Source organism: Legionella sp. PC1000, assembly GCF_014109805.1.
GTDB lineage: Bacteria > Pseudomonadota > Gammaproteobacteria > Legionellales > Legionellaceae > Legionella > Legionella resiliens.
Genome location: NZ_CP059400.1, coordinates 947,695 through 962,230, shown reverse-complemented (window position 1 = coordinate 962,230; position 14,536 = coordinate 947,695). Strand labels below are relative to the sequence as shown.

Sequence of the window (14,536 nt, the reverse complement as noted above, 5' to 3'; positions counted from 1 at the left end):
TTTAATCCTGATATATTTAATTGATTTGCAATTTTTGGCCAATCATAAACATTATTAACAAGAATTTATACTTATTCAGCGAAGTAACCCGTTTGCTTGTTTAAATTTCCTAGAATGAGATGTTGCTGCAGAGAAAGCTAACGTAGTCCCTAATCTAGATTCCGAATTTAATTCTACTTTTAATTATAAGTTCTTTTGAAGCTTGGATTTATAAACAACAAGTGTATCGAGCCTTAACCCTTATCTCCCTTATTTTGGGGTACATTATATTACTCTCTCCCGAAATATATTTTATTTCAAAATATAGCATTTTATTACAAAACACTATATTCTTTGTGCTTTGGAGAAAATATGGGCATAGTAAAAATTTCTGACGAGTTGCACGAAGCAACCAAACTGATGGCAAGAGCAATGAGCCGTTCAATTAATTCTCAGGCAGAATATTGGATTAGAATAGGGAAACTGGCAGAAGAAAACCCATCAATTACTTATTCTGAAATTCTCAAAATTTTAATAAACCAAGCATCATTAGGTGAAATACGCGATGTTAGTGAAGACTGCTGAAGAAATAGAAAAAATGCGAATTGCCAGTAATTTGGCTGCATCTGTACTGCAAATGATAGAACCTTACGTGGTTGAAGGTGCAAGCACCAATGAGCTTGAACGAATTTGTCGTCAATATATTCTCGAAGATTTACAAGCTATTCCCTCAACTTTAAATCATTATGGGTTTCCGGCATGCATTTGCACGTCCATAAATCATGTGGTTTGCCATGGCATCCCTTCCGATAAAAGACTTAAAAATGGCGATATTATTAATATCGATGTGACAGTACAAAAAAACGGTTATATTGGGGATACAAGCAAAATGTTTCTGGTTGGCAATGTAAAGCCTTTTGCTAAAAAATTAGTAGAAGTGACACAAGAATGCCTATATAAAGCGATTTCGATAGTGCGTCCTGGGACTCATCTCGGAGATATAGGCAGCATAATCCAAAAGCATGCAGAACAACATGGATATTCAGTCGTGCGAGAGTTTGGTGGTCATGGAATTGGGAGAGCAATGTGGGAAGAACCTGACGTGATGCATTTTGGCAAACCAAATACAGGATTACAATTACGGGCAGGAATGACTTTTACTATTGAACCAATGCTCAATTTGGGTAGCAAAGAAGTTAAAACTTTAGGAGATGGTTGGACTGTTGTCACAAAAGATCACAAATTATCTGCACAGTGGGAACATACTATTTTAGTAACAGATAGTGGACATGAAATCCTTACCTTAAGACCAGAGGAGCAATGTTAGATATCGCTCTACTCATTCACATCGATTTTGACTTCAACACCGGGGCTTGTTAATTTGCTTAATTTTACCGCATCCCAATTCGTCAAACGAATACACCCATGACTTGTCGAACGTCCAATTGTTTCTGGGTTATCCGTGCCATGGATACCTATCCCTGATTTATTTAAACTTATCCAAACGACTCCTACTTGATTATTCGGTCCTGGTGGAATATTAAAAAAATGCTTGCTTCTTTTTCCTTTTTTTAACATTTTTTCGTCATATCTAAACCAGGGTAAAAAGGTAATTTTTACAATTTTCCATACACCTTTTGGTGCTGGAAGCTCGGTAGACCCTGGTGTTATGGGGAATGCTGCCAAAAGAGCCTCGTTCTCATAAACACTTAAAATCCGTTGTTTGGTATTTATTTTTATCACACGTTTTGCGAATTCTGGTTTTTGCTTTGCAAACATTTTTGGTTTCAGTTCTTCAATGACAAAAGGGTCAACATTGGGGACTTTAAGTATATCGCCAGCTTTTAAAGTATTTATATTTTTTCCTGGATTAAGTGCTTTTAATAAACGTATATCACTATGAAACCGCTCGGCTACAAATTCTCCATAACTGGCATAGGGAATAAATTTCTTTTGGGATTGCTGCTTCGGTGTTTTAGGTACTTTTCCAATAAATTTTTTATCCGATTCTTTAATTTTATATTCGGTATAAAGAGGATTAATTGAACTAATGGGATGTTTTAGGTTTGCCTTTTCCTCTTTGGAGATTTTATCTAATAAAGAAAAAACAAAACGTGTAAACTGTCCATTAACCCCATCTATTTTTCCAGGACTAAAATTGTTTTTATCCAGATAAATTTGTAGTTTTACAGTCTGATCAGAATAAAGAGGATCCGCTGCCGTTATAAACGGCGAAAAAAATAAAATAGAAAACCAAAATAAAAATATCATTACTTCCTTCATAATAATAGTTTAGTCCATTTTTTCGGGCCAATCTCGAACACTTTGATCTTCTAGCTACAGATCAAGCTTATAGGGATAGAAGAAAAATTATTGTTGTTGGAATTAAACATGGAGTTTAGCTATCCATCATTGCCGGGCAGGTGTAGGGGTAGCAACTGTCCCTTGATCACGTCTCTGCCTATACCCGGGGCTTGTCCACGGGGTCCGGGGCACCGCCGCAGACCCAACATGCTTTCTTAAGACTGGTTCGGCACTCTTAACCGATGTCGTGAGCGTCTATTATAAACGGAACATAATACCTTGCTCAGGTTTAATTAATTCTACGCCAATATCATTTTCCTGAGACAATTCGTTGATAACCTGCATTCGTATATCTTTCCTGGAATTTGCAAGATCAACTAATCTGGGCTTGATATGAGTAACAACAACTGGCAATCCCCGTAGTGAGTTTCTTAAATCTAAAGGATCCACAATCGACGCCAATTGTCGCAACTCAAACATAAATAAGTTTGGTTTTAAATGACCAAATAATTTATCACCTGGCTGTGAATTTAAAAATGAACACTCCAGCATGATGGCATGAAGCTGCTTATTTCTTATAAGTGGTGCAATTTCTTTCCAAATATTCCCCATGTTTGTCGATTTTTCAATGCTGTCAGCGCCAGTATCACCAAAATATAAGATATATTCCGTCTTATAACGTATTAAAAAAGCACTTGATGCCATGCCACCATGACTCAAAGGGAACGCTTTTACGTGCAAATCAGTATTAGGGATAGCAACCCACTGTAGTAATGGCATAGTTTGATAATGCTGATAATTCAAGTGCGGAATTTCCCCTCTATCGCCAAAATTCCCCCAAACCGACCAATTAAAAATATTTTTCTGCAATGCGTGCATTGTTTCTTCGCGCGCCATAATTGTTTGCTGCTCTCGCAATTCAGGTTGCGCCATCACAAGTCCCATAAGATGATCAAGATGTGCATGGGAAATGAGGTAAGTCGGGATATGTTTTTGCAGCAAATCCTCAACATTTTTATTACGCATTGATTGCCTACCGACTGCAACTTCAAGCCCATGCACCAGAGTACCCGCATCAAGAACTGTATAATTTTCGCTCTCATTAGTCTTTAATAAATAAGCTGATAAATTTCCATCTTTCAAACCACCATAGACTCCAAGAGGAATAATTTCGAAGACAGGCGCACAATATGCTGCAAGAGACAACAAAAAAATAAAAATTGTAATCAAAAACTGGCGCATGTGAATTTCCTTTAAAATTAATATATTCAAACCTGCCCCATATACACAGTATGAGTCGTAATACATGATTGCGAGCTGCATGAGTGGCCATATTCTTCATTTCATCATTATATGCGCAATGGCCGGATAGGTGAACATTGGATAGCTTGAGACCGAGGCATGTTAATGGCTTGCATTTAGGAGAATGAAAACTTGATTACGCCGCGCTTCATCAAGGCTACGCTTGCTATGTTATATATCCAGGGTCTATTCCCTTTGGCAACTTCCTAAATCCAACTTTCATTGGCAGTAAACACTATGGTTAACCAGCGTTGCGGGCTCTCTCCTCCCATAGCAACAGCTATTTCGTGACGAATTACATCCAATGAGTCAATAGTAGAAATTTTATATTCAGGTGGGACAACAATATGAATTTCAATAAACTGGGCCCGCCCAATTTTGGCTACGTAGCTTGAATAGGTCTTAAATTCATATCGTATGATGAGATCATCTAAAAATAGTCTTACTTTCTCATCAAGACTAAATGGGGCTATGAGAAAAATATCTTTCATTGCATTACGTACTGTCGACATCGGTACAAAAAACAAAAAGGTAGACATAATTGCTAACACAAAAGGATCAACAAAAGGAGTAAGGTGTTGGTATCTGCTCCCTTCCATTAATTGGGCAATGACAAATGCAATTAAGAGGGCTAATGAAATCGATCCTGACATGAGCCAACTATGGGCATCAAGCCTTAAAAATTCAGAATTAATTTTTAAGTTTTTATGTCGCACATAACCATACATACCCATGGATAATAAGGACATAAATGAAGCAACAATTAGCGCCATGTCAAAATTCATTTCTCTCCCGCCAGACAATATACTGCCAATGGCATTTATCAAAGCATAGGCTGACACCAAGATAAGTATGCTGCCGTTAAAAACCAATACCATTGGTTCAACATGCCAATAACCATATTGAAATCGGCGATTACCTTCACTGGTCAAAAGTCGGGTAACCAAGAGCGCAAGAACTGACATGACAGCATCAATCATGTCAAACATACCATCAAACACGATAGCTAATGATCCCGATAGCAGGCCACATACGATACCTATCAGTGATAAAAAGGAAGTCATCACTATGGATAATTTTAGAACGCGTTGTTCCATCGCGCTCTCGGTGATAGTCAAAGTTATCTCCTAGCGTTAAATAAGTTGAGATGTTAGCTCTATAGCATTTTGAGATTTATTCAGTTGCATTTATTTCCAAGGCGTCAGACTTCTAAAGCTTTGGTTTAGAATTAATCAAAATTATAGCGACAATGGACTTATTATAATACACCCATTGAAGTATTCATATTTTGCGCAAACGCAGGTACTGCCTTTAGTCGTGTCGATCGGCCTCCCTTGTTACATACTCTATGTTTTGAGCAGGTTTCACGCTTGTTTCAATGATATGTTTGATAAGGGAGGGGTATTTGTATACCTTGTCTTTATCGAATATTTTAATTGCTAAAGTAGCAATAAGAAAAATTTTTAATGTACAAGTCGTAACGCAAAATTCAAGACTTGCCCCCTTATGTGTTATAGAAATTCTGTTTTATTAGACCACTGCACATTGAGGTGCTATAGTTACCAAATATTAGCTCGACTAACGAGCTATAGTTGAGTGTACTTTTGGGAGATCAAGGAATGAAAACTATAGTACGGGTTTTAAATATAATGTTAGCTACCTCCTTAATGCTGACTTTGTTTGCAGAAAATGCCAATGCTAAGGTATTTAAAAAATGCACATATATTGCACAATACGAGAATGGCAAATATGCTGAAGTTACAAAATCAGGTAAGGCTTTAAAAGCATCGGATGCCTGTGCTGAAGCGAAAAAAAGATGTGATAAAAAACTTAGTAAATTATACAAACAAGGTAAACTTGCACGTGGCGCTGCTTGCTATAAATACGGTGGTGAAGTGCATTAATAGCATAATAGGTTGGGGCAAAATAACCTGAGGGATCTTCAGTTTTTCATTTTAAATTTCCCTACGTACTGCTTAAATTTCTCTGCTTAAATTTCTCTACGTACCGCGCTTTATGCGCGGTATCCAGAACGATATTTTAAGATGCCGCTGAGCATTTCTATAGCAACATCCCCTGGATACCGCGCATAAAGCGCGGCAGGTAGGCGAAGAAATAAGTGCGGTATGTAGGCGAAAAAAATAAGCACGGTACGTAAACGAAAAAATTAGTGGGTTTCTCATCAAAAAATTGACGATACCTTAGGCCAACAAACCTGAGGGATCGTCAGTTTTTCATTTTAAATTTCCCTACGTACTGCTTAAATTTCTCTGCTTAAATTTCTCTACGTACCGCGCTTTATGCGCGGTATCCAGAACAATATTTTAAGATGCCGCTGAGCATTTCTATAGCAACATCCCCTGGATACCGCGCATAAAGTGCAGGTAGGCGAAGAAATAAGTGCGGTATGTAGGCGAAAAAAATAAGCACGGTACGTAAACGAAAAAATTAGTGGAGGTTTCTCATGAAAAAACTGACGTTACCTCAGGGCAAAATGACCTCATCTACCCTACTCATTTTGTCGGCCAGGCTATTAGTTAATATTTGCTGGTTTAGTTGATGAGCTGCATGATTGCCATATCCTTCATTTCACTCTGGAGAATGAAAACTTTGGTTACGCTATGCTTCATCAAGGCTAGGCAAGGTACTATTTCTAGAAAGATAATTGAAACCGTTGCATAATCACACGTTCATTGGGGCGGTTCCTAACTTTGCTTGTCGAAGCGGTTGCATAGTCACCAGCGGTTAAGCATCCAGGTGTCTCAGGAGCATTTAATGCTCCTGTTGAACAACCACCAACAAAATTAGTTTGATCATATTCTGTCATAATGACCATATTTCTATTTAAAAACCAATTAATCCCTACTCCCCAGGTGTTCGCTCTTTGTACGGATAGCCTAGGATCAGAAAAGGTGTAATTAGTTTGCTCTTCCTCGGCAGAAAAAGAATTAAAAATACGATTGTCCAGCGCTAATTGTGACCACCTCGCGACTAATTGAAACGCGCCCCATGCTCCCCTCTCTCTAGGCGAGAAATTGCGATTAGGTTTTAACGACCCGAGCGTGAAGGCTTCTTGAGTCAAATTATAAACTACCTGCACTTCTGCCGCGTGATTTGTCACTTCAACGAATTGAAGATCATCAGCGTTGGGGAAAACAAGCCCTTTAGACAGGGTTTGCTGAGTTTGTGTCCATTCCCCAAATACGCCAAAAGAACCCAGGAACCAAAAAGCTTGAGGATGAAGTCTTTTTCTTGGGCCATTGCCGTGTACATCCGTTTCATAAAAGAAAATTGGATTTTGGCCAACAGAGACTAGAGCTGGTGGATTGCTTTGATTGTTTACCTCTTCTGTACTGCCAGCGATGCCAAATCCTAAATTTCTTAAAAGCGGCAAAGAACCGTTTAGAAACGGATTAGTAAACAAACGAAGTTCAAATACTTTATTCGCTAAAGTTGCTGTCTCTGAATTAAAGGTAGTGGGTGTAACAGGATTTAATCCGGGATTGGTATTATCAAAAGACCCTGTTAATACCCCAACTTCATAAGAAAACCAGTCATTGAATTTATTGTACTTATAATTATAAGGAGATTGATTGGTTTTTCGCTTTGGCCCCACAGCTCCGTAGAATACGAAACCATATTCTCTACTTGGCGCCATCATCGTTGCATAGCCACGTTCAACTGTATTGTTCGTAGCGGCCCCTCTCAATCGATCAAATCCTGTTAAGAGGCTTTTTTGTTTGCCAGCTCTTAAACTGAACACTTCAAAATAATGCAAATCAATGAGGGCATCAAATAAGCGAGTTTGACCTTGACCAAAATCCGGCATGAAATAGAAATCATTATATTTTAAAAAAGTACCATTAAAAATGGGGCGTACACGTCTCATCCAAAATCGATTCACATTATCCTGGTTAATCATATCGGTACTTTCAACACCATTATTTATGGTTAACCCCCTTACATTGAAAAAGGCATCTTGGTCAAATTGATAAAGCCCATGCAGAAATAATTTGTTTTGGTTATCATTTGAAATGAAGCCAAAGCCTTCTTGGCTCGCTATCGCATGGCCATAGTGCGATATATTCTTTTCTTTTTCATTAGGAGTTCCGGCAACAATAATTTGACAGAAAGAGAACAATAAGCTTCCTAACAAAAATCTAAAGCAGTGGGAATTTAGATTTATCGACACGACACGATCTTCCTTAATCCTTAACAGAAGCCGGATATTGCCAGAAATTGTAGATGAGTGCAAAACACAAAAATGAACTATCCCCACTCCACTGAGTTCGCAATTTATTTTATCCTTGCAACTCTCATTATTCCAAGCAAAATAAAGATGGGGAACAAGCGTAGCCTTGATGAAGCCCAGCGTAATCAAGGTTTATTATTTAAATCTATTCGTTAATATTTGCTGGTTTAGTTGACGAGCTGCATGATTGGCCATATTCTTCATTTCATCATTATGTGCACAATGGCCGGATAGGTGAACATTGGCAAGCTTGAGACTGAAGCATGTTGATAGCCTGCACTTCGGAGAATGAAAACCTTGATTACGCTGGGCTTCATCAAGGCTACGCTTGTTATTTTTAAAAGCAATTTTGCGGATGCGCGTAGTGAGCGGTACAAGGCGGAGATTTTTCTTATATGCAGGACAAAGAATCAAAGAGGAACTAACAACATGCTGAAAACAAGTCAAGCGAGTGAAAACTTGTGTCAATCTGGTATTCGTGCGGCGAGCACGGAGTGTGAAAAAATTGGCGGCATTAATTTAGGTCAGGGTATTTGTGATTTACCTACACCTGAGATAATCAAACAGGCCGCTGTACGTGCGATTGAACAAGAGAAAAATGTATATTCTGCTTGTGAAGGGGTATTCAATTTACGCCATGCTATTGCCAATAAAATTCAAACTTTTAATAAAATCCCGGTTCATGCCGAAACAGAAATTCTGGTGACCCACGGATCTACTGGCGCCTTTATTTGTGCGACGATGTCTTTATTTAATCCAGGTGATGAAGTTATTTTGTTTGAACCGTTTTATGGCTACCACAAAAATATTTTGGAGCTGTATCAAGTTAATGTTAAAGCGGTACCTATTAATTTACATGATCTTAGCATTCAAATCGATGATCTTAAAAAAGCGATAACTCCTAAAACCCGCGCGATTATCATTTGCACACCGTGTAATCCTTGTGGCAAAGTTTTTTCTGAGCACGAATTATTAGCGATTGGCGAAATTGCAGAACACTATAATTTAGCAGTGATCACTGATGAAATTTATGAATACATTACTTATCCTGGCTATAAACATGTGTCATTTGCTAGTTTAAAAAATTTTAAAGATCGCACCATCACGATTTCAGGATGTTCAAAAACGTATAATATGACGGGATGGCGTTTAGGTTATGCCAGTGGTCCGGCACATGTAATTGCAAAAATGGCCTTGGTTCAAGATTTATTGTATGTGTGTCCTGCGACCCCGTTACAGCATGCGGCGATCGATGCTTTCAAATTACCAGAAAATTATTATCAAACGATGTGTCAAAGCTATTTGGAAAAACGGGATCATACTGTTCGTGAGTTACGTGACATTGGTTTTGAGGTGACGGTTCCTCAGGGAGCTTACTATATTATGGCTGATTTTTCCCGCATGGGTTTTAAAGATGATGCCGCCATGACACGCATGTTACTTGAGCGGGCAAAAGTTGCCGTGGTTCCTGGACGCGCTTTTTATCTAAATCCGGATAAAGGAAAACATGTGTTACGTTTTTGTTACGCATTGAGTAAAGAAAAAGTGGCGCAAGGTTTAAGACAGATAAAGCAAGGTCTGGTGCCATGTCCTTCCTAAGATATATGTTCCACTCATAGCATGTTCAGGAAGATCTGCTGAAACATCGTAAGAGTGTAATAGCAACAAGCATAACCTGGTTGCATGCAACCAGGACTTCTATTTAATCTGCCTATTCTTATTCACAAAATTACCCCTGAACTTCTCCGCCCCCTTATTGGCTAGAATATTGTCACGTGCATACCTATGGAAATCCGAGTAAGGCGAAAAAGCCTCGAAAATTCTGTGTCACCGCTGGAAATCCTGGCTGCAAGCAATCCGGCTGTGCTTCCTCAAATGGATGAGTTGAAAACCCTTCAACAATCTTTTGTGAATTATAAAATTTAGATAGTGAACTGAAACAAATTATTATAAATTAAATAGTGGAATAGATAAAATTAAGATAAATATGAAATCATCCTTAGAGTTGAAAATATTAGTAGCCATTGCTCTTTTATATACTATTGCAATTTCTCAATATATTTTATTTCCTATATTGTTATCTTTTCTTTTATATTTATTACTTAGTCCATTTATGGAATGGCTTGTCAAAATTAGGATTCCTAAAGTTATTGCTTCAGCATTTATTTTAAGCGGCATTCTCGGCATTATTTCATTAGGAATTACTTTCATAATTCCACCTGCTACAAATTGGATCATCAATGCATCAGATAATTTCAAAATTATTGAGGGTAAATTTAGAACAGTAAAAAGTTCATTAGGGGAAATCAATAAAGCTGCTGAAAGTGCTCAATCCATGGCCGGTATAGACCAAAAAAAGAATGTGATTGTAACGTCTAACGTCAGTTTGGCACCCTCTCTATTTAATTTAACCACTGATATAGTTATTTCTATTGGTACCGTTGTGGTTTTGCTTTTCTTCTATTTAATGTATTTTAAGTCTTTTATACAACAACTAGAACTACTTATTTACAAACGAAAAAAATCATCGGCACCAGAAAATCTATATATTCTCACTCTTAAAAATGAAGTTTCTAAATATTTATTCACTTTTTCGATTATATGTTTTTGCCTTGGATTAGTAATGGCTTTAGTATTTTGGTTATTAAACGTGCCGAATGCTCCTCTTTGGGGTGCCATGGTGGCTATACTCACATTTGTTCCTTATCTCGGCCATTTAATTGGTATCATTATAATTTTATTTGTTTCATTAATAACATTTGATACTTATCTGCAAATTTTTGCACCGCCTGTTTTATATTTTTTAATTACCGTAATAGAAGGCCAACTCATAACTCCTATTTTTCTAGGAAGACGTTTAAAATTAAATCCTCTTTTAATTTTCTTAACCATTTTGATTTGGAGTTGGTTATGGGGCTTCGCGGGTGCGATTATTTCTGTTCCAATTCTTGTAACCCTTAAAATAACATTGGAATTTATGCCCTCTTTATCAAGATACGCTGTTCTACTTGAAAAATAAGAGAATCAATGGGGTCAGACCTGTAATATCCCCCAATAACTATTTGAATTTATTGAAAATCAATTGATACGTATTTTGTACTTTGATCCAATTATTGTCGCCAAATCTAATAGGTAATAAAAAATGCGTGTCGAGCAATTATTATATAAACAACTTCAAAAATCAGTTGGAATTCACTGCAAACGCTTAGCTATTCTGATGTGTGCAGTAACAGCGGGAATGAAAAGGGATGTGTTACCGTCACTGGTTTAGGTCGGAGTCTTCGCACGCAGATTAAAATTAGGTCATCATTATTTTCTACACTGTATAAGCTAAGAAGATCTAATAATTAGATCTTCTTAGTGAATGAAATTGGGGTAATTATGGACCAGTAGGGTTTACTTGATTGGAATCGAGAGTAACAGCCCCATTTAGTGCCCAAGCTCTTCCGTTTAATATTGCACCATTATTGAGGGTGATGCTGGCAAGTGCATCAATGATTCCATGAAAGGTACTACCAACCCCCAGAACGGCTGAACTGCCAACTGCCCAGCTAATATTATCATTTAAAATCCCACCACTAGTCGTCACGATTGTACCAACACCTGTTGTGAGAGTAGAGCCTATCTTGAACGTGTAGGATTGTCCTAGTAAACCTGCAATATTTAGGTTAGAGGCAATTTGAGCACTTGATGCAAAACAATAAACGCCTGGTCCGTTCGTATTGAGCATTGTTTGTGTTATCACCGTATCACCTGGACCGAAACTAAAGTTACAAGCCAATCCGTTAAGCTCAGTGAAATAAGCACTGGCTTGTATTTTTGTACCAGTCGCATGAGCATTATTAATGTTGATGGCTCCATTGATAACAACACCAGGAGGGAAACCAGTGACTGATGATCCGGGCGTAAGATCTAAATTGCCATTCACTAACGTTGGTCCCGTGTTTGTCACTGTTGATGCCCCAAGAATAGAAGTACTAAAGAGAGGCTGAGGCGGCGCTCCTGGGACAGTGGGAGGAAAACCCGGGACAGGGGGTACGGGGACTGGGGGGATAAAATCTGGAGGAGGGAGAGGGCTTGGCGTAGAACAGAGGCTTACCAGGGAAGTAATCGCTGGAGCATCTATTTGAACCTGGCGAGTATCAATCCCAACCTGGAGGACTCGGTTGAAAGTACCTGCAGCCAGTGGCAGGAGTTGCAAGCTAATGTTGCAGGTAGCACCTGGTGCTAAAAAACTGCCGATGACGCAGCCATTCGTAGGTGTTGGAATAATGGCCGTAGCAGCGGCAGGCAATGGATCATTATCTTGAATCCTAATATAATTTATCTTCAAAGCACGTGGCGTATCGTTTCTTAAGGTATAAATGCCAGTCAAGGTTGCGTTTTGGCAAAGATCTCCAAAAATGGGGGGATTTATAAACGTTGCGTCACATTTTGCAAGGGATGTGCCACCTTCAGAAACACCGCGACAGGATAGTGCTTGCGTTGCTAAAGGCAGTAATAAACCTAAAATTACCACTCCATGCTGAGCTTTCTTAAACATCATGTATCTCCTTGTAATTCCTGGTGTAGTTATATTGCTACATGCAATCCAAATAATGCTGCTTGTGAGGTCAGGTTAAAACTGGCTGGAACTAAGACAGGTGCGGTGATAGTACCTGTAAATCCAGTACCAGGTGTTTCCACACTGCCCAAATCCGCATACAAGTACTCTATAGAAAGAGCAAAACGGTTATTGAACGCATAGAAAAACCCACCACCAACTTCCCAAGCGAAACTTGAACGTGTATTGGAATTGAGATCTAAAAATTGATCCGCACAAGGGATACTGCTACGATCCGCATCACGATAGCCTACACGATTCCAGGCATTTCCTATACCGCCCTTGGCGTAAAGTGAATATTGTCTCTTAGAAACAACAGTTAAGGCCCCATCAACCATCAGACGATAACTTCTTATTGGCATGTTAAAGGTCATCTCATTAAAAGCAGGATCACTAAAACGCCAAACATCTCCTTTAATGCTGCTTTGACCGAGGTAATATCCGTTTAGTTCAGGCTCTATAGCGGTAAACCATTGAACATGGTCGGAAAAGGGGTTGTAATGGCGCAAATGATAAACATAGCCAACCCCTAATTGCGCAGCGAATGTATCCCACTGATTATTATTGGTTTGTACAAGCCTGTCGGTTTCACTGCTGGTCACCCCTAAGTAACCATCACTTGCACTTAAACTTGCAAACCCAAGAGCGCCTATAATATCTATATGGTTAGGGGCAGTTGGTTCTACACCATCTTTATCACCAATAATGACTTTAGTGTTAATTTTAGGTTTATCTTTTGATACATGCACTGTTCTATTAGGCTCATGAGCCATTGTGTTTAAAGGTACATGCGAGGAGCTACTCAATGCCCTAACCTCGGCGACTGAATTCAGCGGACCGATGATTACAACATAGTATTTGCTCGTTGCTTTAACAGTTACTGGTTGATGGAATTTTTTTCGTAATTGCTGTTTATAGAGACTGGCATTTTTTATATCTTTAAATGTAGCGGCTTGAACGTAAAATGGACCATTCGCACCTTCTTTAACGTGTTGTGTATTAGATAAACCATAAATCACCTTCGCATGGGAATTTGAAGGATTATTTGGATGGATATTCGAGGCGAATGAACTAAAAGCTACAAACATTGAAGCAGATAAAATACCAGTATATGAAATAGCCCATCTCATAGATAATATCCCTATATTATTTTCTAGTAGTTGGAAACTATATTTGAATTTTAATCAGAAAGATATCCCCATTTACCTCTATATACTCTCTGTTTTAAAAAGATAACTTATCGCGATACATTAATTAAAAGGGTATTATGGTATTTGAGGACTGATTTAAATGACATAATATTAATTCTAAAATTATCCCGGGACAGGGAAAAGTCAAAACTTATCAGGCGAAAGAAAATCTAGCATCACGGACTCTTCCCCATTGATCAAGTCGTAATGTAAAATTCAAGACATAACCCCATATATTTACGCTGGCTTATATTTGTAAATTATTAAATCTTTAAGATAATATTTTTCTCGTTGTCTTTGCCCCTTAATTAAACGACTTTTTATCTCTGTCTGCTTTCCGGGTAATGAGACTTTTAAATATTATTTTCGACGTGGCTACCTACCCTCTCATTGAGCTATTCCCTTATAATTGATTTGAATTATCATATACTTTATCATTTCTTCTCGAAATCAACCCAGAGTAAGAAACAAATGCAGAATGTAACAAAATGTTTAGCTATAGCCCTAATAACGCTGATTCCTACCCTGTCTTTTGCAACTCTAAGACCATTTACTAACAGAGATTGCCCCGCTTTAGCAATGCCTAAAACGGTCTTATTAGTTCACGCATCATGGTGCTCACATTGCAAGGCTTTTTTGCCAATTTATGGGCAAGTTTCTGATAAAGAAAAATACAAGGATTGGATTTTCTATCAAATGGTAAATGATAAATTTGAAAATGTTTGTGGTACTGCTATTAGAGGCGTTCCTATCACTTTTAAAAATAATATGAAAAACAATTTTATGGGAAACAGGTCGCAATCAGCCCTGGAAGAATTTTTAGATTCAAATGCATAAAAATAGACTTTGAACAGCACTAAATGTGATAAGCAAGCCTGGTTGCTCGCAACCAGGACTTCTCTTTAA

12 protein-coding genes are annotated in these 14,536 nt (G+C 38.2%); 6 read left to right on the top strand and 6 right to left on the bottom strand.

The window, feature by feature from the left end; genetic code table 11:
• Positions 1 to 351 precede the first annotated feature (351 nt).
• Both FOLKNPGA_RS04245 and map read left to right on the top strand, forming a co-directional pair.
• Entirely contained in the window at positions 352 to 564 is a 213-nt protein-coding gene (locus FOLKNPGA_RS04245) for a ParD-like family protein (protein WP_182351824.1), read from the top strand.
• Positions 545 to 1,306: a type I methionyl aminopeptidase gene (gene map, locus FOLKNPGA_RS04240; RefSeq protein WP_182351823.1), complete on the top strand. Its 762-nt coding sequence runs from the start codon at positions 545 to 547 to the stop codon at positions 1,304 to 1,306. The genes FOLKNPGA_RS04245 and map overlap by 20 nt, the downstream gene beginning before the upstream one ends.
• 8 nt (positions 1,307 to 1,314) lie before the next feature.
• Here map and FOLKNPGA_RS04235 read toward each other — a convergent pair whose 3' ends face one another.
• The 3 genes from FOLKNPGA_RS04235 to FOLKNPGA_RS04225 form a co-directional block, all read right to left on the bottom strand.
• A complete protein-coding gene (locus tag FOLKNPGA_RS04235; RefSeq protein WP_182351822.1) occupies positions 1,315 to 2,250 on the bottom strand; it encodes a L,D-transpeptidase in 936 nt (311 codons plus the stop codon).
• Positions 2,251 to 2,541: 291 nt separating this feature from the next.
• Positions 2,542 to 3,525, bottom strand: a complete 984-nt coding sequence (locus FOLKNPGA_RS04230) for an MBL fold metallo-hydrolase (protein WP_182351821.1) — start codon at positions 3,523 to 3,525, stop codon at positions 2,542 to 2,544.
• A 266-nt stretch (positions 3,526 to 3,791) separates the two neighbouring features.
• Positions 3,792 to 4,703: a cation diffusion facilitator family transporter gene (locus FOLKNPGA_RS04225; RefSeq protein WP_182351820.1), complete on the bottom strand. Its 912-nt coding sequence runs from the start codon at positions 4,701 to 4,703 to the stop codon at positions 3,792 to 3,794.
• A gap of 501 nt (positions 4,704 to 5,204) precedes the next feature.
• Between FOLKNPGA_RS04225 and FOLKNPGA_RS04220 the strand changes: the two genes are divergently transcribed.
• A complete protein-coding gene (locus FOLKNPGA_RS04220; RefSeq protein ID WP_182351819.1) occupies positions 5,205 to 5,489 on the top strand; it encodes a hypothetical protein in 285 nt (94 codons plus the stop codon).
• Positions 5,490 to 6,238: 749 nt separating this feature from the next.
• On the opposite strand, the gene FOLKNPGA_RS04215 is transcribed toward FOLKNPGA_RS04220, so the two are convergent.
• Entirely contained in the window at positions 6,239 to 7,726 is a 1,488-nt protein-coding gene (locus tag FOLKNPGA_RS04215; protein WP_182351818.1) for a porin, read from the bottom strand.
• Between the two features lie 540 nt (positions 7,727 to 8,266).
• On the opposite strand from FOLKNPGA_RS04215, the gene FOLKNPGA_RS04210 reads away from it, so the two are divergent.
• The gene (locus tag FOLKNPGA_RS04210) at positions 8,267 to 9,436 is read left to right on the top strand and encodes a pyridoxal phosphate-dependent aminotransferase (protein WP_182351817.1); all 1,170 of its coding nucleotides are present in this window, start codon (positions 8,267 to 8,269) and stop codon (positions 9,434 to 9,436) included.
• 388 nt (positions 9,437 to 9,824) lie between these two features.
• Positions 9,825 to 10,856 carry an AI-2E family transporter gene (locus FOLKNPGA_RS04205; protein WP_182351816.1) on the top strand — a complete coding sequence of 344 codons (1,032 nt, stop codon included), beginning with the start codon at positions 9,825 to 9,827 and terminating at the stop codon, positions 10,854 to 10,856.
• A 360-nt stretch (positions 10,857 to 11,216) separates the two neighbouring features.
• Here the strand turns inward: FOLKNPGA_RS04205 and FOLKNPGA_RS04200 are convergent, their stop codons facing one another.
• Positions 11,217 to 12,383 (bottom strand): ice-binding family protein, encoded by a 1,167-nt coding sequence (locus tag FOLKNPGA_RS04200; RefSeq protein ID WP_182351815.1) that lies wholly within the window; start codon positions 12,381 to 12,383, stop codon positions 11,217 to 11,219.
• A gap of 26 nt (positions 12,384 to 12,409) precedes the next feature.
• Positions 12,410 to 13,570, bottom strand: coding sequence for an outer membrane beta-barrel protein (locus FOLKNPGA_RS04195; RefSeq protein WP_182351814.1), 1,161 nt, complete (start codon positions 13,568 to 13,570; stop codon positions 12,410 to 12,412).
• A gap of 531 nt (positions 13,571 to 14,101) precedes the next feature.
• Between FOLKNPGA_RS04195 and FOLKNPGA_RS04190 the strand changes: the two genes are divergently transcribed.
• A complete protein-coding gene (locus FOLKNPGA_RS04190) occupies positions 14,102 to 14,467 on the top strand; it encodes a co-chaperone YbbN (protein WP_182351813.1) in 366 nt (121 codons plus the stop codon).
• Positions 14,468 to 14,536: the final 69 nt, after the last annotated feature.

Bases quoted from the DNA above. Each gene is read 5' to 3' on its own strand.
- FOLKNPGA_RS04245 (WP_182351824.1), top strand. From the start codon at position 352: ATGGGCATAGTAAAAATTTCTGACGAGTTGCACGAAGCAACCAAACTG.
- map (WP_182351823.1), top strand. From the start codon at position 545: ATGTTAGTGAAGACTGCTGAAGAAATAGAAAAAATGCGAATTGCCAGT.
- FOLKNPGA_RS04235 (WP_182351822.1), bottom strand. From the start codon at position 2,250: ATGATATTTTTATTTTGGTTTTCTATTTTATTTTTTTCGCCGTTTATA.
- FOLKNPGA_RS04230 (WP_182351821.1), bottom strand. From the start codon at position 3,525: ATGCGCCAGTTTTTGATTACAATTTTTATTTTTTTGTTGTCTCTTGCA.
- FOLKNPGA_RS04220 (WP_182351819.1), top strand. From the start codon at position 5,205: ATGAAAACTATAGTACGGGTTTTAAATATAATGTTAGCTACCTCCTTA.
- FOLKNPGA_RS04210 (WP_182351817.1), top strand. From the start codon at position 8,267: ATGCTGAAAACAAGTCAAGCGAGTGAAAACTTGTGTCAATCTGGTATT.
- FOLKNPGA_RS04205 (WP_182351816.1), top strand. From the start codon at position 9,825: ATGAAATCATCCTTAGAGTTGAAAATATTAGTAGCCATTGCTCTTTTA.
- FOLKNPGA_RS04200 (WP_182351815.1), bottom strand. From the start codon at position 12,383: ATGATGTTTAAGAAAGCTCAGCATGGAGTGGTAATTTTAGGTTTATTA.
- FOLKNPGA_RS04195 (WP_182351814.1), bottom strand. From the start codon at position 13,570: ATGAGATGGGCTATTTCATATACTGGTATTTTATCTGCTTCAATGTTT.
- FOLKNPGA_RS04190 (WP_182351813.1), top strand. From the start codon at position 14,102: ATGCAGAATGTAACAAAATGTTTAGCTATAGCCCTAATAACGCTGATT.